Below are 19,841 nucleotides of genomic sequence, written 5' to 3'. Positions count from 1 at the left end.
CCGTCATCCCCGCCGCCGCGCCGTCAGCCGGATGTCCTGGCTCGACAGGGTCTGGGGCTCGGCCGTGAAGGCGCGCAGACGGATGCGGGCGCCGGGGCGGGGGACCGGGTACCGGCCGCCGGGAGCCCGCAGTTCGACGCGGGCGGTGGTGTGCGCGGGGATCTCGGCCGGGCCGTGCGCGAGGGGCCAGTAACGGGTCATCCCCTGGCCCGTGGTGAGCATGAAGTGCGGGGCCAGGGCGCTGTCGCCGGTGTTGGTGACCTGAAGGGCCAGCCCGGTGACGTACGCGGCGGAGTCCCTTCGCACCGACGTGACCCGCATGGCCAGCGGCGGGCGCCCCGTCGCGGCCACGGTCGCGCTCACCAGCGCGGGCAGGAGCAGGAGGACGGCCGCGGCGATCCGGGCCGGCCGGCGGTGCCGGCCGGACAGCGGGCGCGGCCGGGGCTGCCAGGCCCCGGCGAACTCCGACGGGGGCGCGGTGACCGCGGCCGCCAGCCACAGCGGCGCCATCATCAGGTAGTAGCCGTCCTGGGACCGGGTCGCCACGAAGAAGGCGCACCAGGGCAGGACGGTCGCCGCCGGTCCCAGACGCCGGACGAAGAGCACGAAGACGGCCAGCAGGGCAGCGGCCAGCAGCAGGCTGGCGTGCGCGTACCAGTCCAGGCGGTCGCTGCCGTCGGTGAGGTACAGCGAGACGTCCACCAGGCCCTGCCCGTGCAGCACCGCGCCCTGCGTCAGCGGCAGCGCGATGCCCGACAGCCAGGGGCCCGGCTCGCGCACCACGAAGTAGGTGTCGACCAGCAGCCATACGGTGACCGCGACCGCGGTGACCCGCAGCACGACCAGCCCGGCCCGCCGGGGGCCCAGTTCCCCGCGGCGCACCGCGTAGATCCCGGCCAGCAGGAACGGCGTGAGGAACCAGGGCAGTTGCTGCGCCGCGCAGGCCGCGCCCAGGCATGCGGCCCGCGCCAGGCCCGCCGGGCCGAGCCGTCCGCCCCGTCCGATCCGGGGCCAGCGCACCACCACCGGCACGAGCAGCGCGAGGGCGAGGATCGCCGGATAACCCTGCCGCCCGTAGGTCGGCAGGAACCCGAAGCCGAGGCACACCATGGTCGCCGCCGACCGCCACGGCACCGGCAGCATCCGCCACAGCACGACCGCGCCCGTGACGAGCGCCCCGGTGCCCATCGCCGTCGCGGGCGCGCCGCCGTGCCCCAGCCACAGCAGCGGAACGGTCAGCCAGATCGCCAGCGGGGGATAGCCGTACGTGTAGTCGTAGCCGCCGTGCACCGTCGGCGTCAGGGCGATGTGGTGGGCGTGGAAGAGCCAGGGCCACGGCCGGCCGTAGACCGGGTGCCCGGCGGTCAGTTCCCGGGCGGCCTGGGTGGTGAGCACCGCCTCGTCGCCGCCCGCGTGGTTCATCGCCCACGCGCACAGGACGAGGGCCACCGCCGTCGCCAGCACGCACAGGTCCAGCCGGGCCAGCGACCGCGCCCGGCGCACCACCAGGGCGAGCACCCCGCACCCCAGGATCGAGGCGTAGCAGAGCGAGATGACCGCGGCGACGGGCAGCCGGTGCGAGGCGGCCTGTGTCCACACCGCCCGGGTGCCGATGAACAGGCTGATGTCGGCGAGCAGGGTGAGGACGCGGTGCCACTGAGCGGGGCTTTCCGGTAGGGACGCCACCGGCCGGGCCGGCCGGCCGGGCGCCACCAGATGCTTCTCTGCCACGTGCACGGCACCGGACGCTAACCGCGGCCGGTGAGCGGGTCGTGACAGGAGATGAAAAGTCCGGTGTGAGGCCGGTAAGAAGGCATGTTCGGGCCGTAACCGCTCCAACGCGGCGTCAGGGGCGTTCCGGACGCACGGCGGTGGAAGAAAGCGGGAGAGTTCGTCGCGCACCGTGTCGCTGTTCGGCCGAACGGGTGACTTGGCGTAAGAATTGACCAGTGCAGGCGATGAGTACGAGTCAGGTCGGGGGGAGCCGGTGAACAGCTACGACGTCACCGATGAGCAGTGGGAGGGGCTCGCCCAGGTCGTCCCGCTGCGCGGCCGGGACGCCTGGCCGTCCGCGGTGGACCACCGTGTCCGGCCCGACGCGGAGACGGAGACCCGCCGCCGTTTCGTCGTCCTCCGGGTCAATGTGTTCGCGGACGCCCGCGACGTGGCCGAGACGCTGATGGCGGGTGTCCCGGTGCTGCTCGACCTCACCGGCGCCGAGACCGAGGTCGCCAAGCGGGTCCTGGACTTCAGCACCGGGGTCGTCTTCGGGCTGGCGAGCGGGATGCACCGCGTCGACCGCAATGTGTTCCTGCTCACGCCGCCCGGTACCGAGGTCAGTGGGCTCATGGAGGGTGCGGCGGTCCCCGGCGTGTAGCGGGGGCGTCCCCCGATCGTAGGAAGCTCCCCCGGGCGGAACGGTTCGTCCCACGCGGGCTCTCCTACCGTCCGGGACATGACCGTGTCACCCGCGTCCGCTCCCACCCCGCCGTCGTCCCGGACGCCGGGAGCGGAGCCGGCTTCCCCGGCTTCTCCGGCTTCCCCGGCTTCCCCGACGTCTTTCGGCGGTCCCGAGGACCGTCCGGCCCGGCGGGAGCGCCCGGCCCGCCCGGACCGCCCGTGCGTCACGGAACTGCGGCTCTCCGCGTTCGCCGGGCACCGCGGCGCGCGCCTCCCGCTCGGGCCGCTCAGCCTGCTCGCCGGGCCCAGCGGATCCGGCAAGACCAGCGCGCTCACCGCGTACGAGGCACTCGCCCGCCTCGGCGGCGGCGCCGAACTCGGCGCGGTCTTCCCCGACCCGGTCGCCTGCGTGCCCGAACGGGCCCGGCCCGACGCCCAGCGCCGCCGCGGCTTCCGCATCGGCTGCACGGTGGACGGCCCCGAGGGGCCGGTCCGGCTGGACGTCGCCGTCCAGGCCGAGCCGGAACTGCGCATCGTGGGCGAACGGCTGACCGGCGGGGGGCTGGTCCTGCTGGAGACCGCCCTGCGCGATCCGGGACGGCGCACCGTCCAGGCCGCCTGGCACACGGCGGGCTCCTCGCCGGTGACCCGCGCGCCGCTGCCCGACGACCGGCTCGGCACCGCGCTGCTGCCGCTGCGGGTGGCCGGGAAGACCGACGGGCAGCGGCAGGTGATCGCCGCGGCCGAGCAGACGCTGGTGGCCCTGCGGTCGGTGTTCGCCTGCGACCCGTCGCCCGCCCGGATGCGCGAGCCGGTGCCGGCCGGCGCCGGGCGGCTCCTGCGGGGCTGCGACAACCTCGCCGACGTGCTGTGGCGCACCCGTGCCGAATGCGGGCGGCGCCACGCCCGGCTCGTGGCGGCGGTGCGCGCGGGCTGCGCCGGGCCGGTGGCGGACGTGCTCGCCGAGCCGGTGGACGGCGGGCTGGTCCGGGCGGTGCTGGACCGCGGGGACGGGGTGCGCACCGGGTTCGAGCGGCTGGGTGACGGCGAACTGCGGTACGCGGCGCTGGCCCTGGTGCTGCTGACCGGGCCGGGCGTGCTGGAGGTCGACCCGGCGGGCGAGGTGCCCGCCGCCCTGCAGACCCTGACGGTCCTCGCCGACGGATTCGACCGGGGACTGGACCCCGGCCAGCGGGACGGGCTGCTGCGGTTGGCGGCGCAGATGTGCGCACGCGGGCACATCCGGCTCACCGGCGCGGTGAGCGACGCGTCGGGGGCCGCCGGGGTGCCCGGGGCGAGGGTGGTAGACCTGGTGCCGTGACGAAGGACACCGAGCGGCCGCTGGACGTGGCCGGGTTGCAGGCCCGGCTGGCAGCGTTCGCTACCGCACGCGGCTGGCAGCCGTACCACACCCCCAAGAACCTGGTCGCGGCGCTGAGCGTGGAGGCCTCCGAACTGGTCGAGATCTTCCAGTGGCTGACGCCCGAGGAGTCGGCCCGCGTCATGGCCGACCCGGAGACCGCGCACCGCGTGACCGACGAGGTGGCGGACGTCCTCGCCTATCTGCTCCAGCTCTGCGAGGTGCTCGGCGTCGACCCGCTGGCGGCGCTCGACGCGAAGATCGACCGGAACGAGCGGAGGTTCCCGGTGCCGGGGGAGCCGGAGCCCACGGACGCCCCGGGGGCTCCGGGCGCTCTGGAGGCTCCGGGCGCCACCGACGCTCCGGGCGACGCCGCGGGGGCTTAGGCCCGCCAGGGCCAGGGTGGGCGACTTGAGGGGAATTGCGGACTCCGCTATCACTCTCCGGAGTCGTCAAGCTGTCCGCTACCGATTTGTTGTCCGCAGATTTCCGTCTTCCTCTGGCTTTTCGCCCCATCGCACTTCACTCTGGGTAGTGAATAAGGGAGTTCGGGCGGACGTGCGATGAGCACGTCGGGAGAGACGGGGACAGCGCATGGACGCGGTGCGGCTCATCCTGGCGAGCAGACGTGCCCTGGCGGGGAGCGGCGACGCCTCCGCGACCCTGACGGAGGTGTGGCAGGCGCAGGCCCTAGCGCAGGCGATAGGCAGCAGGCTCGCGGTTTCGGGCCCGCCCGAACTGCGCGGGGAGGCACTGGGGTTGACGGAGCTGGCGGGCCGGGGCTGCGGGGTGCTGGACGTGACACACCTCGACCCCGGGGACCTGCGGGCGGCCCAGCTGACCGAGCTGGACGACGCCCGCCAGGCCCTGCTGTGCCTGGACGGCCTGCTCGGCGACGTCGGTATATCGCTCGTCGGCGTCGCCAGCTCGGCGGCCGACGAGGGCGTGTACTGGCAGTGCGTGGAGGCGATCGACGCGGCGGACGAGTCCCGGGACCGGGTCCGCGAGATGCTGCGGAAACTGGCGGCCCGCGAGGAGGCCCTGCCGGAACGGGAGCCGGGCTAGGAACCCGAGCCCGGCCGGCGCCGGAACGGTAGCCCGGTCGGGCAGGATGGAGACATGGATCTTCGCATCTTCACCGAGCCCCAGCAGGGGGCCGGCTACGACACCTTGCTCGCCGTGGCGAAGGCCACGGAAGACCTCGGGTTCGACGCCTTCTTCCGCTCGGACCACTATCTCCGCATGGGCAGCGTGGACGGCCTCCCCGGCCCCACGGACGCCTGGATCACCCTGGCCGGACTCGCCCGCGAGACCAAGCGCATCCGGCTCGGCACACTGATGACCGCCGGCACCTTCCGGCTGCCCGGAGTGCTCGCCATCCAGGTCGCCCAGGTCGACCAGATGTCCGGCGGCCGGGTCGAACTCGGCCTTGGCGCGGGCTGGTTCGAGGAGGAGCACAAGGCGTACGGCATCCCCTTCCCCAAGGAGAAGTTCGCCCGCCTCGAGGAGCAACTGGCCATCGTCACCGGCCTGTGGGCCACGGAGGTCGGCAAGACCTTCGACTTCCACGGGACGTACTACGACCTCACCGGGTCGCCCGCGCTGCCGAAGCCCGCGCAGGCCCGGATCCCGGTGCTGATCGGCGGCCACGGCCCGACCCGCACGCCGAGGCTCGCCGCCCAGTACGCCGACGAGTTCAACATGCCGTTCGCCTCCGTCGAGGACAGCGAGCGCCAGTTCGGCCGGGTGCGCGCCGCCGCCGAGCAGGCCGGCCGCGGGCCCGAGGCCCTGATCTACTCCAACGCCCTGGTGGCCTGCGTCGGCCGGGACGACCAGGAGGTCGCCCGCCGGGCCGCGGCGATCGGCCGCGAGGTCGACGAACTGAAGGCCAACGGTCTGGCCGGCTCACCGGCCGAGGTCGTCGACAAGATCGGCCGCTACGCCGAGGCCGGCTCCCGGCGGATCTACCTCCAGATGCTCGACCTGCACGACCTGGACCACCTGGAGCTGATCTCGTCCCAGGTCCAGGCGCAGCTGTCGTAGTCTCCGCGGCCGCCCTGCCGGACACTCCGGCCGCCCCGGGCGAACGACCGCCCCGGCCGCCTCGCACGAGCGGCCGCCCCGGGTCGCCCCGGACCGACGACCGCCCCCGCCCCACCGGCCGGGGCGGTCGGGCGGGGGCGACTCGCCCGGCTCACCACGCGGTGCCCTCCCGCAGGCACACGGGTGTTCCGCCCAGGGCGGCCGCACGCAGGGCCGTGAGTGTCGGCAGGGAGCCGGCGAGCGGGGTGCCGGGCAGGTCGGCGAGGTCGAACCAGCCGTGCCCGTCGTGCTCGGGGCTGAGCCGGACGGCCGTGTCCGACTCGCCGGGGAGCGTGCCGCCGTGGAAGAAGCAGTCGAGGACGGGGCCGGTGCCGAGGACGTCCACGCGGTGGCTCACGCCGATCAACAGGGGCACGGGCCCCAACTCGATCCCGGTCTCCTCGCGCATCTCCCGCCGGGCAGCGGTCCACGGGTCCTCGCCGTGGTCGAGCATTCCGCCGGGCAGCCACCAGGCGCCGGCGGCCGGCTGGCCGGGGCCGTAGCGCAGGAGCAGGACGCGGCCCGCTTCGTCCAGCACCACCACACACGCGGCGAGAAGCGCCTGGGGCTGCGTCTTCACCCATTCCTCGCGGGGCAACCACTCCACCACTCGTCCCTCCCGGACGGTCTCGGACCACACGGCTCCTGCCGCCCTGACCAACGACGGCCGGCGCGAGCGGCAACCGGCGAGGGACGGCGGGCCGGACCCGCGGGGCGCCCGGCAGGGCCCGGCGCCCGCCCGCGGCGCCGGTCAGCGTTCGATGAGGCGGTGGAACAGGACCGTGTCGAAGACGTCCTCCATCCGCACCGCCACGCCGTCGCGCAGCGTCCAGGAGTGGATGAACGGCAGGGTCTGCGTGGCGCCGCGCACCGAGGTCACCTCCCGGACGCCGAAGACCACCACCCGGTCGCCGGCGGACACGAACTCCTGCGGCTCCAGGCGCATTCCGCCGAGCACGGTGGGCACATGGGCGAGGAACTCCTTGACGCCCGCGTGGCCGCGCTTGGTGCCGCCGAGGCCGTACTCGGCCATGCCGTCCGGGTGCACCCACTCGACCTGCGGGTCCAGGGTGTCCAGCAGCGCGCCCACGTCGCGGGCGTGGAAGGCCTGGTAGGCGCGCTGGATCAACTGCAGATTGAGGTCGGTCGTCGCCATGCCGGTCGTCCTTTCTCAGGCTCCGAGGCGGTCCGGGTGGAGGGCGCGCAAGGTGCGCTCGATGCCGTCCCGCCAGCCGATGCGGCAGGGGCCGGTGAGGCTGCGGCGCAGGGTGGGGTCGAACTGGTAGGTCTCCCGGGTGACCGCGCTCGGCACGAGGTCGGCCCGCACGCCGGTGAGCGCCTCGATGTGCCGGACGCAGTCGGTGACCCCGACCGCCTCGTCACCGCCCCAGTTCACCAGCGTCGCCGGGGCCGCGGCCGCCCGCCACAGATGCGGGACCTGGTCGACGAGGTCGTCGGTGTGGAGGGGCGAGCACCAGTTCTGCCCCCGCAGCGGTACGGCGATGGGCTCCCCGGCGAGCATCCGGCGGAAGTACAGCATCGGCACGCCGCCGTAACCGCCGGGCCCGTAGGCGATGTTGAGGCGGGCGATGGTGGTGGGCAGGCCCAGCACCTGGGCGAAGGCGCGCACCGCTCCCTCGGTGGCGAGCTTGCCCATCGGGTAGGCGGGCAGCCAGTCGGCGGCGCCGTCGACCGGGTCGTCCTCGGTGTACCGGTGGTCCAGGGTCTGCCGCCGGTACAGGGCGCCGGTCGAGACGTACAGGAACGCCTCGGCGGTGCGGCAGTGGCTCATCAGACGGCCGGTGGCCACCGCGTTGATCTCCGCGGTGGCGTTGAAGTCGCCGTCCTCGCCGCGCCGGACGGCCGAGTGCATCACGTGCGTGAAGTCCTCCGGCAGGCCCTTCAGCGCGTCCGGCGACGGGTCGGCCATGTCCCACCGCCAGGTGGTGACGCCCCTGTCCTGGAGTGCGCGCTCGACGGCCGGGTCGCCGAAACGGCCCAGGCACCACACCTCGTTGTGCTCGGCCAGCGCCTCCGCGACGGGTCTCGCGACCTGACCGGTGCCGCCGGTGATCAGGATTCTGGCACCGCGCGGGGCGGGCGGGGCCTGCGGCGTGATCGGTTCGTACGGGGTCATCGGTCCTCCGGGGTCTCGCGTCCTGCGGCGTCGTGGGGGTCGGCGGCGTGGTGGGGTTCGGCGGTCTCGGGCCGCGGGGTCATCGGGTGTCTCCGCGCCGGTCCGCGAGTGCGTCCGCCTCGGCCAGCCGGTGGTCCAGCTCACGGCGCAGGATCGCCTGGAAGTCCGCCACGTGCCGGGGGCTCATCAGGGTGTAGTGCTCGCCCGGCACCTCGATGTAGCGGTTGGGCTCGGTGGTGAACTCGTCCCAGCGGCGCAGTTCGTGGTCGAGCCAGTCCTGTTTCGTGCCGCGCAGCGGGATGGCGTGGAAGACGCTCATCGAGCGCACCGATCCGCTGGGCCGGTAGCCGCGCCCGAGGTCGGTGAGCGCGTCGGCGAGCTCGGCCCAGGCGGCGAACCTGGCCGCGTCCAAGTCGAGTTCGGCGAGCCGGCCGGCGGGTGCCAGTGCGATCAGCCGGGCGATCTGCTCCTCGCGGGGGAGGTGGCGCAGCAGGCCGGGGAGTTCGAGGCTCTGCTTCTTGTCGATCAGGGCGAGGAAGAAGGCCAGGTTGGCGGCCGTCTCGACGAAGTCCAGTTCCTCCATGCGGTACTTGATGTGCGGCGGCAGGTTGAAGCTGCCGACGAAGTCGACCCGTTCGCCGCGCGCCCGGAGCGCCTTGGCGATCTCGAAGGCGACCGCGCCGCCGTACGAGTAGCCCGCCACCGCGTACGGCCCGTGCGGCTGCCGCCGCTGGATGGCGTCCGCATAGCAGTCCACCATCTGCTCGAAGGTCGCGAAGGGCTTCTCGCCCTCGTTGAACCCACGGGCCCGCAGCGCGTAGAACGGGCGGTCTCCCACGAAGTACTTGGCGAGGTTGACGAAGACCAGGACTTCGCCGACCCCGGGGTGCACACAGAACAGCGGGGTCTTGGTGCCGCCGGTCTGGAGCGGCACCAGCGGGTCGTACGCGCGGGCGCCGGGCGCGGTGTGCTCGCCGAGCCGGGCGGCCAGGGCCCGGACCGTGGGCGCGGTCAGGACCGTGACGACCTCCAGGCCCCGCACGCCGAGCCGCTCGGCGACCCTGCCGCGCAGCCGCAGGATGTCCAGCGACGTGCCGCCGAGGTCGAAGAAGTTGGCGGTGGCGCTGACGGTGCCGGGGTCGGCGTCGAACAGCTCGGCGTAGATGCCGGCGAGCACCCGCTCGGTCTCGCCCTCGGGGGCCGTGTATCCGCCCAGCATTCGCAGGGTCAGCTCGTCGGCGGCCCGGCGCTCGGTGTCGTACGCGCCGGACTCCAGGCGCTGCCGCATCAGCGAGCGCTGGATCTTGCCGAGGCTGGTCTTGGGGAAGGCGTCCGCGGGCAGCGGCAGCACGAGCGCGGGACGGAAGCCCCAGTGCATCACCACCGTGCTGCGGATCGCCGTGATCAGCCGGTGCAGCGCGGCGTCCTCGGCGTGGGTGCCGGGTTCGGCGTCCGGGGCGGTCCCGGTGGTGCGGGTGAGTCCCGGTTCGGGGGCGAAGGCGATCACGAGCTGCTCGGTGTCGCTGCCGGACGGGCGGAGGGGGAAGGCCGCGACATGGGAGCGGGCCACCCCGTCGAGCCGTTCCAGGGCGGACTCCACGTCGTGGCTGAAGTAGTTGACCCCGTTGACGATGATGCTGTCCTTGCTGCGGCCGACCAGCGTCAGCCGTCCCCCGTCGAGGCGGCCCAGGTCGCCGCTGCGGAACCAGCCGTCGGCGGTGAACGCCTCGCGGGTGGCCGCCGCGTTGTTGTGGTAGCCGCGGGTGATCACGGGTCCCCGGAGCTGGAGTTCGCCGACCTCGCCCTCGGGCAGCGGACGGTCGTCCGGGCCGGCGACACGGATGTCCAGGCCCTCGACCGGTGTGCCCAGGTTGGCGAACTCGGCGCCCCGGTCGGCTTCGGGGAACGCCTTGCGGGAGTACACGCTGCCCGCGCAGGTCTCCGTCATCCCGAAGGCGGGCCACAGCGCGTCCCGGGCCAGCCCGTGGGGCGCGAAGCGGTCGAGGAACGCCTCGCCGGTGGCGACCACGACGGCCTCGCCGCCGCTGATGATGTGCCGCAGCCGGGACAGGTCGAGCCGCTCGCCGGTCTCCCGCAGCCGCCCGGCCGCCGCGTTGACCAGACCGAGCAGGAAGTTGGGGGTGAAGGTCATCGTCACGCCGTGCCGGGAGATCAGCCGCAGGAACTCCAGCGGGTCGCCGAGCACGACGGGTGCCTCCACGTGGAGCTGGCGGCTGCCGGTGGACAGCGGGAGCAGGTGGCACTCCAGCAGGGCGGCCACATGGTCGAAGGAGACCCAGTTCAGTGTGGTGTCCGCGGCGGTCAGCCGGTGGTGGCCGTTCTTGGCGGTCATGGAGGCCAGCAGATTGGCGTGACTGAGGACGACCGCCTTGGAGTGGCCCGTGGACCCCGAGGTCAGCACGAGCAGGGCGGTGTCCTCCGGGGCGGCCCGGTGGAACGCCTCCGCGGGGGTCTCCTCCGCGCTGTCGAGGCTCTCCACGGTCACCACCGACAGACCCCGCACCGACGGGAGTTCGGCGGCCAGGGCTTCTGTCACGACCACCAGCGGGGCTTCGAGCAGCTCGTTCACATGGGCCAGCTGGGCGCCCCAGCGTTCCCGGTCGCCGCGCAGCGGCGCCATGGGGCAGGGAACGAAGCCGCCGAGCACGGCCGCCCAGAACGCGGGCAGGAACTCCTGCGGGCGCTCCAGAATCAGCACGATGCGGTCGCCGGGGCGCAGCCCTTCGGCCCGCAGCCCGGTGAGCAGCCGGGCCGCCTCGGTGAGGAGCCCCGGATACGGCAGGTCGAGGTGGCCCGCGTCGGCCGGGCCGAGACAGTGGCGGACGCCGGAGGACGGGTGCCGCTCGGCGGCGTCGAGGAGCAGGTCGGCGAGGGAACGCGCGGTGCGGGAGGGGGAGTTCACGGTCGGCTGTCTCCTGGCTTCGGGGCGCGGCGGGTCTGCGGGACGCGCCGGCGGATGCGGAAAGGGACGTGACTGCGACTGTGCTTCGCGTGCCGTACGGCGGGATTCGGGTGCCGTGGGACGGCGTTTCGGATGCCGCGGGACGGCGTTTCGGATGCCGCGGGACGGCGTTTCAGATGCCGTGGGACGGCGCTGCGGGCGCGGTTCGGGGACCGCATTCTCGGCCACCCGTAATTCCCCCGGGCGGTTGCCGGAATACCCGGTGCGGGACCCGCCCCGGGAGGGTGGCGCGCGCGATGAACTCCTCGCGAACATTGGCCGACCGCATTCGGTCCGCGCTCACCGGTTCCGTCTCTCCGAGTAGCTGATGATCGTTCCTGCTGTACCGTCCGGCGCTCCGTCGCCCCCGTTCGACATCCGAATCTGCGGTGTCCGGAAGTGGCGTGATTGTGTGCCGGGCGGCCCCCGTGTGGCTTGTGGTCACGCAGTCACCGTAGGCTCGGGCATGGGCGAACTGCCGTGCGGGTAACGGTGGTTGGCCGGAACCGGACAGACGTACGATGCGTCGTCGAGGGGGCGGCGGGCTCCAGGACGGAAGCGGAAGCGGAAAGTCAACTTCTGTAGTCCGTGTGCAGCTTGCTGTCAGAGTGGCTGGAAAAAAGCCGCCCGTGCCGGGAAAAGCGGGACAGCGAATAAGGGCCTCTCGGGATCTTCCCGGGTGCGGGATTCGTTGACTGGTTCTGAGCCAGCGAACTAGTGTCGGAGCGGAGCCGACCCCATGGATGCCGCACGCCGAAGAGTTTTTCCATTGAACAGTTTAAGACTCATGTTCTTGGTGCGGGGGCGACGGGGTCCGTCGGCTGCCGGCACGGGGTGTGCGGGGGCCTTGAGCAGGTCTCGGGAAACCAAGGGGGAGCAAGTGACAGGTGCTGTCATCGAGTCATCGGGCGCGGAGGGTGCGGAGGAACTCGCCCCAGGAGCCCATGCCGCGCATGTCGAGGAGACCCTGCTGCAGGCGCGGGCCCTCATCGAGTCCACCGTCTCCCTCTACCGGAACCGGCCCTCCGGCGGCCCGGACGGGACGCACACCAGCGTCACCGCGCTCCGCGAGACCGTCGCCCAGCTGCTGGTCGACGCGCGTCACTCGGTCTGCATCGCCCTGTCCTCGGCCGACGAGTTCAGCGACACGGTGAAGGAACTGCTGGCCGAGCGGGAACCGGGGCCGGTGGTCCGGGTGCTGTGCGCGACCACGGTCGCGGACTGCTCCCTCGCCCGGCTCGGCGCGGCCCCCGGCTCCCGCTTCGAGATCCGCTGCTCCGAGGGGGAGCTGCGGGACGCCGTGGTGGTGGACGGGGCCCGGGCCCTGGTCCGAGCCGTCCCCGGCAACGGCGGCTCCCAGGCGATCATGGTCACCGACACCGCCGCCGTGCGCGCGCTGGAACTGCTCTTCGCCGGCACCTGGTCCCGCTGCCGGCGGCTCGACGACCACCTCGCCCTCAGCCCGCGGCTGCACAGCGAGCTGACCCGCAGGATCCTGGAACGGCTGCGGGCCGGCCGGACCGACGACGCGGCGGCCCGCGAACTGGACGTGTCCCTGCGCACCTACCGCCGCCACGTCGCGGAGATCATGCGCGAACTCGGCGCCACCTCGCGCTTCCAGGCCGGAGCCCGCGCGGTGGAACTGGGGCTCATACAGAACTAGACGCTCAAAAAAACGGGGAAACGGGGGAGTACGAGGTGCCCAACGGGCCTGAGGACGAGTTGGAGCAGGCGCTCCTGCAGGTGCAGAACCTGATCGAGTCGACGGTGGCCATCCACCGCGACCGCAGCCTCCAGGAACAGCAGATCACCGTGGTCGACGGCGGCTACCGGGAAGTGCTCGCGCTGGCGGAGGAGTTCATCACGGGGGCGAGAAGGACCATCGACATCGTGCACGCCCGGATGCCGGGCTCCGAGGAGGAACCCGACCGCGGCGAACAGACCGAGCGCCAGCTGATCTACCGTGCCGCCGAGTCGGTCTCGGCCCGGTTGCTGACCAGCCCCGCCCTGGTCGACGAGGACTTCGTCCACGAACAACTGGCCCTGGAGAGACCCGTGGCCATCCGCATCGCGCGGGTGCCGCCCCTGCAGGCGCTCATGGTCGACGGAACCGTCGCACTCGTCGTCGCCGAGTCCGCCGTGGGCCGCCGCGCCTCGGTGATCCGGGCGCCGGAGCTGATGCACACCCTGCGCACCCTGTTCGAGAACGTCTGGCGCAACGCCGTCCCGGCGGGCGAGCGCATCGTCTTCGGCAACCGGGACCGCGGCGCCCTGGCCCGCCAGATCCTCGGCGCGCTCTGGGCCGGCGTCACCGACGAGGTCGCCGCCCGCGACCTCGCCGTGTCCGTCCGCACCTACCGGCGCCACGTCGCCGAGATCATGGCGCTGCTCGGCGCCAACTCCCGCTTCCAGGCCGGAGTCAGGGCCGCGGAACTGGGCCTGCTGCCGCCCGCCGCCCCGCCCGGCGGGGCATCCTCCCGCCGTCCGTGACCGGCGCACTGGCAGCTTCCTGAAACTTTTGTTGCCGCCCCCGCGCACCGGCAGTTGTATGGAGCCCGAGGAAAGGGATTCGCCCCGGAGGGGCATTACGGAATTCCTTCCCCGGCGGCTTCCGAGAATCCCCCGCTCCCTGTGCCGCCGGTGAGCGGGGACCCGTGCGCCTCCATACCCGCACGGGTCCCCGCCCCTCCCCGGTGAATTCGCGCGGAAGGCGGGACCATGAGTCGCATGCCGATTGCCCTGCTGTTTCCCGGTCAGGGAACGCAGAAAGAGGCCATGGGTGAACCCTGGCGGAACACCCCGTCCTGGGAACTCACCCGGGACATCTCCGAGGTGACCGGGGAGGACCTCCCCGAACTCCTGCTGCGCACCCCCGGCGAACGGCTGCGCCGTACCGACCTGGCGCAGCTCGCCGTCTTCACCGTCTCGGTGATCGCCCACGCCGAGGCGGTGCGCCGGGACGCGCTCGGCGGCCGGGCCGCCGCCTGCGCCGGGCACAGCCTGGGCGAGTACGCCGCCCTCGTCGCCGCCGGGGCGCTCACCGTGCCCGCCGCGGCCGCGCTGGTCGCCGCCCGCGGCCGGGCCATGCGCAGGGCCGCCGAGGCCAAGGAGGGCACCATGGGCGTCCTCGTCGCCGCGCCGCTCGCGGAGGTGACCGCCCTGACCGGGCGGATGCGGGCGGACGGCTGCGAGGTATGGGTCGCCAACGTCAACGCCCCAGGCCAGACCGTGGTGTCCGGCGCCGTCGAGGCCATCGACCGGCTCGCCGGCGAGGCGCCCTCCATCGGCGCCAAGCTGATCCGGCTCCAGGTCGGCGGCGCCTTCCACAGCCCGTACATGGCCCCCGCCGCCGACGCCCTGCGCGCCGCCCTGAAGGACACCGCCTTCGCGCCGGCTCACCTGCCGGTCGTGGCCAACGTGGACGCCGAGGCCCACGCCGGCGACTGCGACTGGCCCGACCTCGGCACCCGCCAGCTCACCTCCCCGGTGCTCTGGGAGCAGAGCGTGCGCACCCTCGTCGGCCCGCTCGGCTGCCGCCGCCTCGTCGAACTCGGCCCCGGCCGCACCCTGGCCGGGCTGGTCCGCCGGATCTCCCCGGACACCGAGGTCGTGTCGCTGGACGGGCCGGGCGCCCTGGACTGACCATTTCCACGCCGTCAGGAGACCACCCACCATGGCACTTGGCACCAAAAGCATCTGGCTGCGCCGGTACGCCGGCCCCGCGCCGCCCCGGCTGCGCCTGCTCTGCCTCCCGCACGCCGGCGGCTCGGCCGGCTTCTTCCACAGCTGGGGGCACGCCTTCGGCGACGACGTGGAGGTGCTCGCCGTCCGCTATCCCGGCCGGCAGGAACGCATCGCCGAGGAGCCCTTCACCCGCGTCGAGGACGTCGCCGACGCCCTCGCCGACGAGCTGTCGCCCTACCTGGACGTCCCGCTGGCCGTCTTCGGCCACAGCATGGGCGCCTCCATCGGATACGAGCTCGCCCTGCGGCTCCAGGCACGCCACCACACCGCCCCGGCCCTGCTGATGGTCTCCTGCCGCAAGCCGCCGCACCTGCTGACCCCGCGCACCGCCGCGCTCGCCGACGACGATGCGCTCATCGCCGAGGTCGGCCGGCTGGGCGGCACCGACGCCGCGCTCCTCGCCGACCCGGACCTGCGCGAGCTGGTGCTCCCCGCGATCCGCGCCGACTTCACCGCCGTCGCCCGCTACACCGCCCGGCCCGGTCTCCCGCTCGACTGCCCGGTGACCGGTTACGTCGGCGAGGGCGACCCGGACATCCGGGCGGACGAGGTCGCCGCCTGGGCGGGCCTCGCACCCCGCGGCTTCGACCTGAAGGTGCTGCCCGGCGGCCACTTCTACCTGGTGGACCAGCGCGACGCCCTGGTCGCGGACATCCGCGCACGGCTGGCACCGCAGTGGTGAGCACCGCGACCCGGCCCGGGCAGACCAGCGGGGTGGGCGTACTCGACAAGGCGGCGGCGCTGCTCGACATCGTTGAGGGCGGCCCTGCCACCCTCGGCGACCTCGTCTCGTTCAGCGGCCTGCCCCGGCCGACCGTGCACCGCATCGCCCTCGCCCTGGAGCGGCTCGGGCTGCTCACCCGCGACCGGCACGGCCGCTGGGTGCTCGGACCCCGGCTCGACGCCGCCGCCATCGGCGTCCACCACGACCGGCTGGCCGGGGCAGCCGGACCCGTACTCGCCGAACTGCGCGCACGTACCGGCCTGGACGCCCGGCTCTACCGCCGCCGCGACGGCCTGCAGATCTGCGTCGCCGCCGCCGCGGACCCGGCCGGCCGGCCCGGCGCGGTGCCCGTCGGCGCGATCCGGCCCGCCTCCGCCGGCCCGATCGCCCAGGTGCTGCTGGCCTGGGCGGAACCCGACGAGCTGTACCAGGGCCTGCAGTCCGCGCGGTTCACCGCCGCCCAGCTCACCGTCGTACGCCGCCGCGGCTGGGCCTACGGGCCCGACGCCGTGCCGCCCGGCAGCGTCTCCTACGCCGTCCCCGTGTGCACCCGGGACGGGCGGATCGCCGCGGCCCTCGCCCTGACCGGGCCCGCCGCGCGGATGCCCGAGGCGCCCACGCGCCCGCTCGGCGGCGCCATGTTCGACGCGCTGGCGGGCCTCGCCGACGCGTTGCTGCGGCTGCGCGAGGAAATGCGCCCGGCCGGCTCCTGAGAACCACCGGCGCATGGCAGGTTGTTGCAGCCGCCATTGTCTCCGGGGAAGCAACACCCGCACCATTCAAAGGCGATTGCAGAGCGCCGTCCGCGAATCCGCGGCGGCCGATTCGAAAAAGGGGAAAAGCGTGTCCACTCTCACGCGCGACGAGCGTCTGGAAACCATCAAGGAAATCGTCTGCGACATTCTCGAGATAGAGGAGGACGAGGTCACCGAGGTCAGCCTGTTCAAGGAGGACCACAACGCCGACTCGCTGCGCGCCATCGAGATTCTCGCCGCCCTGGAGAAGGAGTTCGGCGTCGTCATCAACCAGAGCGAGCTGCCGCGCATGGTGAACCTCAAGGGCGTCTACGAGGTCGTCGCGGAGCCGGCGGGCTGGTAGTCGGACCGCTCGCGCGGACTGGGAGGTTGGCATGACGACGGCAGTGAGCGGCCCCGGCCACGGACGGCCGGAGCGGCACCGGGTGGTCCTCACCGGACTCGGGGTGGTCTCCGGCATCGGACTCGGCGCGAAGGAGTTCCTCCAGGGACTCCGCGAAGGCCGCAGCGGTGCCCGGCCCATCACGGTGTTCGACACCGAGGGCTTCGCCCACGCGAACGGGTGCGAGATCACGGACTTCGACCCGCGGGACTGGATCAGCACGCTCGACGTGGAACAGCTCGGCCGGGCCGCGCAGTTCTCGACGGCGGCTGCCCGGATGGCCCTGGAGGACTCCGGACTCGACCTGACCTGGCTGCGCGCCCGGCGCGGGCTGATCTCCATCGGCACCACCGACGGCGAGAGCCACGACCTCGACCAGCTGGTCGAGAGCGAACTCGCCCACGGCACCGGCTCGTTCGACCCCACGGCCGCCCGGCGGGTGCCGGCCGGGCGGCTGTCGGTGGCCATCGCCCAGGAACTGGGCCTGAGCGACGTGGAGGCGCTCACCATCCCCACCGCCTGCTCGGCGGGGAACTACGCCATCGGCTACGGCTTCGACGCCGTCAGCTCCGGCGAGGCGGACTTCGCCTTCTGCGGCGGCGCCGACGCCATGTGCCGCAAGACGTTCACCGGCTTCTACCGCCTCGGCACCATCGCCCCGGACCGCTGCCAGCCCTTCGACGTCGACCGCAAGGGCATCCTCACCGGAGAGGGCGCCGGCGTTCTCGTCCTGGAGCGGCTGGACTCCGCCCTGGAGCGCGGCGCCACCATCTACGCCGAGGTCCTCGGCTACGGCCTCAACTGCGACGCCCACCACCAGGTGGCACCCGACCAGGACAGCGTCGCCGACCTCATGCGGCTCGCCCTGGACAACGCCGGCGTCGCCCCGCACGAGGTGGACCTCATCTCCGCCCACGGCACCGGCACCAGGGCCAACGACATCACCGAGGCGGGCGCCATCCGCCAGGTCTTCGGAGACAGGCCCCCGCGGACCGTCTCCATGAAGTCGATGCTCGGCCACACCATGGGCGCGGCCAGCGCGCTCGGCGCCATCGGCTGTGCCCTCGCCATCCAGAACCGGTTCATCCCGCCCACCATCAACCACGTCACCACCGACCCCGAGTGCGACGTGGACTGCGTGCCGAACCAGGCCGTCGAGGCCGACCTGAGGATCGTCCAGAACAACGGTCTGGCGTTCGGCGGCAACAACGCGGCGGTCCTGCTCGGCCGGTACGACGCGACCCGGGAGGCGTCATGACGAACCGTCCCGTCATCGGCATGGGGGCCGTCGCCGCCACCGGCTCCGGCGTCGGCGAGCTCTTCGACGCCCTGTGCCGCGGCACCAGCGGCCGCGCCGGGCTGCGCGGCTTCGACCGCAGCCGGTTCCGCGCCCAGCACGCCTACGAGGTCGACGACCGGCCGGTGCCCGGCCAGGACGTACCCGGACGCGCCACCCGGCTGCTGCTCGACGCGGTCGGGCAGGCCGCCGCCGACGCCGGCCTCGGCGACGACCTCAGCGGCATCCCCGTCCTGGTCGGCACCGGGCTGCGCGAGCTGCGCTCGATGGAGCTGTGGTGGCGCGACGGTTCCCCGTTCGCCGACTCCGGGCTGCACTTCGGCACCGGGCTGCGCGAACGCTTCAACGCCGACGTCACCCACACCTTCTCCAACGCCTGCTCCGCCTCGCTGTACGCCCTGGCCCTCGCCTCCGACCTGCTCGACCAGCAGGGCGACGGCGCCCCCGACACGGTGATCGTCGCCGGCGTCGACGTGCTGACCGAGTCGATGTACGGGCTGCTCGAACGCGTCCACCCGCAACCCCCGGACCGGGTACGGCCCTTCGACCGCAACCGCACCGGCGTGCTGATGGGCGACGGCGCCGCCGCCGTCGTCCTGCGCCGCACCGACGAGGGCGCCCCGCAGGTCTACGGACGGCTGCGCGGCGTCGCCGTCAACTGCGACGCGTACCACGTCACCGCGCCCTCCCCGGACGGCATCGCCGAGGCCATGCGCGCCGCCCACCGGCTCGCCGGCGTCAAGCCGTCCGACATCGACCTGGTGATGCTGCACGGCACCGGCACCCTGCTCAACGACGAGGCCGAGGCCGCGGCCCTGCGCGAGGTGCTCGGCGACGACGCCTCCGTCCCGCTGATGACCGCCGTGAAGTCCATGACCGGCCACACCTCCGGCGCCTCCGGGCTGCTCAACCTGATCGTCGGCATCCGCGCCCTGCAGGAGGGGCGCGTCCCGCCGACCGTGGGCCTGGACGACCCGGTGGAGGAGGCCGCGCCGTTCCGCTTCGTCACCGGCGAGGCCGCGTCCGGGCGCGAGCTCGGAGTGGCCCAGCTCAACGCCTTCGGATTCGGCGGCATCAACGCCGTGGCCATTGTGGAGGGTCCCCGATGACACTGACACCAGCGACCGCCCCCGCCGCCGTGGTGGTCTCCGGCGCCGCCGTGCTGCTGCCGGGCGCCGACACCGTGCGGGCCCTGGCCGACGGACCAGCCCCCGGCGGCGCGGCCGTCGAACCGGCCGACCACGTCGGCCGCAAGGGGCTGCGCTACAAGGACCGGGCCACCCAGCTCGGCTACGCCCTGACCGCCGCCGCGCTGCGCGACGCCGGGCTGCTCGGCGCGGACGGCCTGACCGTGCCCGCCGCCAGCACCGGCATCGTCGCCAGCTCCAACTTCGGCAACCTGGACACGGTGGCCCGGGCCCTCGACACCATCCGCGAGGAGACCGTCACCGCCACCAGCCCGATGGACCTGCCCAACGCCTCCAGCAACGTCATCGCCTCCTCGGCGGCCATCCGCTACGGGCTGCGCGGCCCCAACCTGATGGTCTGCAACGGCGAGACCTCCGGCCTGGACGCCGTGCACTGGGCCGCCACGATGATCGGGGCGGGCCGGGCCGAGCGGTTCCTGGTGCTCGGCGTCGAACCCGACAACGAGGTCGTGCGCCGCCTGCTCGGCGGCGCACGCGCCGTCGACGGCGGAGCCGCGCTCGTCCTGGAGTCCCGCACCGCGGCCGCCGAACGCTCCGCCACCGTCCGCGCCGTGCTCGGCCCGTACCGCAGGGGAGCGGACGAGCCGGGCGGCACGGCCCCCGGCTGGGAGCTGCCCGCGCACCTCGGCAGCGCCTCCGGCGCCCACGGGGTGCTCCAGATCGCCGCCGCCGTCGGCTGGTTCGACGCCGGCCGGCGCGAACCGGTGCGCGCGGTGGCGGGCGGCCCCGGCCACGACGCCGGCGCGGGCCTGCTGCTGCTCGCCCCCGAGGCGGCCTGACCGCCATGAGG

The 19,841-nt window shown here is 73.7% G+C and carries 19 protein-coding genes; 14 read left to right on the top strand and 5 right to left on the bottom strand.

Annotated elements, in window-relative coordinates; genetic code table 11:
- Positions 1-3 precede the first annotated feature (3 nt).
- Positions 4-1,737: a hypothetical protein gene (locus ACIQ9G_RS31855; RefSeq protein ID WP_403616546.1), complete on the bottom strand. Its 1,734-nt coding sequence runs from the start codon at positions 1,735-1,737 to the stop codon at positions 4-6.
- Positions 1,738-1,987: 250 nt separating this feature from the next.
- Here ACIQ9G_RS31855 and ACIQ9G_RS31850 point away from each other — a divergent pair, with 250 nt between their 5' ends.
- The 5 genes from ACIQ9G_RS31850 (at position 1,988) to ACIQ9G_RS31830 (ending at position 5,803) form a co-directional block, all read left to right on the top strand.
- Positions 1,988-2,377: a cell division protein SepF gene (locus ACIQ9G_RS31850; protein ID WP_403616544.1), complete on the top strand. Its 390-nt coding sequence runs from the start codon at positions 1,988-1,990 to the stop codon at positions 2,375-2,377.
- A gap of 78 nt (positions 2,378-2,455) precedes the next feature.
- A complete protein-coding gene (locus ACIQ9G_RS31845) occupies positions 2,456-3,721 on the top strand; it encodes an AAA family ATPase (protein ID WP_403616541.1) in 1,266 nt (421 codons plus the stop codon).
- Positions 3,718-4,146, top strand: coding sequence for a nucleotide pyrophosphohydrolase (locus ACIQ9G_RS31840; protein WP_403616538.1), 429 nt, complete (start codon positions 3,718-3,720; stop codon positions 4,144-4,146). Before ACIQ9G_RS31845 ends, ACIQ9G_RS31840 begins: the two co-directional genes overlap by 4 nt.
- Before the next feature lie 208 nt (positions 4,147-4,354).
- Positions 4,355-4,825 (top strand): DUF6099 family protein, encoded by a 471-nt coding sequence (locus ACIQ9G_RS31835; RefSeq protein WP_403616536.1) that lies wholly within the window; start codon positions 4,355-4,357, stop codon positions 4,823-4,825.
- 54 nt (positions 4,826-4,879) lie between these two features.
- Positions 4,880-5,803 (top strand): LLM class F420-dependent oxidoreductase, encoded by a 924-nt coding sequence (locus ACIQ9G_RS31830; RefSeq protein ID WP_403616535.1) that lies wholly within the window; start codon positions 4,880-4,882, stop codon positions 5,801-5,803.
- Positions 5,804-5,954: 151 nt separating this feature from the next.
- On the opposite strand, the gene ACIQ9G_RS31825 is transcribed toward ACIQ9G_RS31830, so the two are convergent.
- From ACIQ9G_RS31825 to ACIQ9G_RS31810, 4 genes are all read right to left on the bottom strand, one after another.
- Complete coding sequence (locus ACIQ9G_RS31825; protein ID WP_403616534.1) at positions 5,955-6,422, bottom strand: NUDIX hydrolase; 468 nt, start codon at positions 6,420-6,422, stop codon at positions 5,955-5,957.
- A gap of 171 nt (positions 6,423-6,593) precedes the next feature.
- Positions 6,594-6,998, bottom strand: coding sequence for a nuclear transport factor 2 family protein (locus ACIQ9G_RS31820; protein ID WP_403616532.1), 405 nt, complete (start codon positions 6,996-6,998; stop codon positions 6,594-6,596).
- A gap of 15 nt (positions 6,999-7,013) precedes the next feature.
- A complete protein-coding gene (locus ACIQ9G_RS31815) occupies positions 7,014-7,979 on the bottom strand; it encodes an NAD-dependent epimerase/dehydratase family protein (protein ID WP_403616530.1) in 966 nt (321 codons plus the stop codon).
- Positions 7,980-8,058: 79 nt separating this feature from the next.
- Complete coding sequence (locus ACIQ9G_RS31810) at positions 8,059-10,902, bottom strand: alpha/beta fold hydrolase (protein ID WP_403616527.1); 2,844 nt, start codon at positions 10,900-10,902, stop codon at positions 8,059-8,061.
- Between the two features lie 919 nt (positions 10,903-11,821).
- On the opposite strand from ACIQ9G_RS31810, the gene ACIQ9G_RS31805 reads away from it, so the two are divergent.
- The 9 genes from ACIQ9G_RS31805 (at position 11,822) to ACIQ9G_RS31765 (ending at position 19,830) form a co-directional block, all read left to right on the top strand.
- The gene (locus tag ACIQ9G_RS31805) at positions 11,822-12,604 is read left to right on the top strand and encodes a DNA-binding response regulator (protein WP_403616524.1); all 783 of its coding nucleotides are present in this window, start codon (positions 11,822-11,824) and stop codon (positions 12,602-12,604) included.
- Between the two features lie 35 nt (positions 12,605-12,639).
- A complete protein-coding gene (locus ACIQ9G_RS31800) occupies positions 12,640-13,431 on the top strand; it encodes a LuxR family transcriptional regulator (protein ID WP_403616522.1) in 792 nt (263 codons plus the stop codon).
- Between the two features lie 285 nt (positions 13,432-13,716).
- Positions 13,717-14,583: an ACP S-malonyltransferase gene (locus ACIQ9G_RS31795; RefSeq protein WP_403616519.1), complete on the top strand. Its 867-nt coding sequence runs from the start codon at positions 13,717-13,719 to the stop codon at positions 14,581-14,583.
- Positions 14,584-14,614: 31 nt separating this feature from the next.
- Entirely contained in the window at positions 14,615-15,367 is a 753-nt protein-coding gene (locus tag ACIQ9G_RS31790; RefSeq protein ID WP_403616516.1) for a thioesterase II family protein, read from the top strand.
- A complete protein-coding gene (locus ACIQ9G_RS31785; protein WP_356194317.1) occupies positions 15,364-16,122 on the top strand; it encodes a helix-turn-helix domain-containing protein in 759 nt (252 codons plus the stop codon). The genes ACIQ9G_RS31790 and ACIQ9G_RS31785 overlap by 4 nt, the downstream gene beginning before the upstream one ends.
- Positions 16,123-16,252: 130 nt before the next feature.
- Positions 16,253-16,507 carry an acyl carrier protein gene (locus tag ACIQ9G_RS31780; protein ID WP_356194314.1) on the top strand — a complete coding sequence of 85 codons (255 nt, stop codon included), beginning with the start codon at positions 16,253-16,255 and terminating at the stop codon, positions 16,505-16,507.
- A gap of 31 nt (positions 16,508-16,538) precedes the next feature.
- The gene (locus ACIQ9G_RS31775; protein WP_403616512.1) at positions 16,539-17,804 is read left to right on the top strand and encodes a beta-ketoacyl-[acyl-carrier-protein] synthase family protein; all 1,266 of its coding nucleotides are present in this window, start codon (positions 16,539-16,541) and stop codon (positions 17,802-17,804) included.
- A complete protein-coding gene (locus ACIQ9G_RS31770; protein WP_403616510.1) occupies positions 17,801-18,952 on the top strand; it encodes a beta-ketoacyl-[acyl-carrier-protein] synthase family protein in 1,152 nt (383 codons plus the stop codon). Before ACIQ9G_RS31775 ends, ACIQ9G_RS31770 begins: the two co-directional genes overlap by 4 nt.
- Positions 18,949-19,830 (top strand): beta-ketoacyl synthase N-terminal-like domain-containing protein, encoded by an 882-nt coding sequence (locus ACIQ9G_RS31765; RefSeq protein WP_403616507.1) that lies wholly within the window; start codon positions 18,949-18,951, stop codon positions 19,828-19,830. The genes ACIQ9G_RS31770 and ACIQ9G_RS31765 overlap by 4 nt, the downstream gene beginning before the upstream one ends.
- The last annotated feature ends 11 nt before the right edge of the window (positions 19,831-19,841 follow it).

The organism is Streptomyces sp. NPDC096152 (genome assembly GCF_044763235.1).
Lineage (GTDB): Bacteria > Actinomycetota > Actinomycetes > Streptomycetales > Streptomycetaceae > Streptomyces.
Note: the sequence above shows the minus strand (reverse complement) of the source record. Positions and strands in the feature narration are given on the sequence as shown.

Coding starts and splice junctions, on each gene's coding strand:
- ACIQ9G_RS31790 (WP_403616516.1), top strand. CDS start 14,615: ATGGCACTTGGCACCAAAAGCATCTGGCTGCGCCGGTACGCCGGCCCC.
- ACIQ9G_RS31835 (WP_403616536.1), top strand. CDS start 4,355: ATGGACGCGGTGCGGCTCATCCTGGCGAGCAGACGTGCCCTGGCGGGG.
- ACIQ9G_RS31830 (WP_403616535.1), top strand. CDS start 4,880: ATGGATCTTCGCATCTTCACCGAGCCCCAGCAGGGGGCCGGCTACGAC.
- ACIQ9G_RS31795 (WP_403616519.1), top strand. CDS start 13,717: ATGGGTGAACCCTGGCGGAACACCCCGTCCTGGGAACTCACCCGGGAC.
- ACIQ9G_RS31815 (WP_403616530.1), bottom strand. CDS start 7,979: ATGACCCCGTACGAACCGATCACGCCGCAGGCCCCGCCCGCCCCGCGC.
- ACIQ9G_RS31845 (WP_403616541.1), top strand. CDS start 2,456: ATGACCGTGTCACCCGCGTCCGCTCCCACCCCGCCGTCGTCCCGGACG.
- ACIQ9G_RS31775 (WP_403616512.1), top strand. CDS start 16,539: ATGACGACGGCAGTGAGCGGCCCCGGCCACGGACGGCCGGAGCGGCAC.
- ACIQ9G_RS31765 (WP_403616507.1), top strand. CDS start 18,949: ATGACACTGACACCAGCGACCGCCCCCGCCGCCGTGGTGGTCTCCGGC.
- ACIQ9G_RS31820 (WP_403616532.1), bottom strand. CDS start 6,998: ATGGCGACGACCGACCTCAATCTGCAGTTGATCCAGCGCGCCTACCAG.
- ACIQ9G_RS31770 (WP_403616510.1), top strand. CDS start 17,801: ATGACGAACCGTCCCGTCATCGGCATGGGGGCCGTCGCCGCCACCGGC.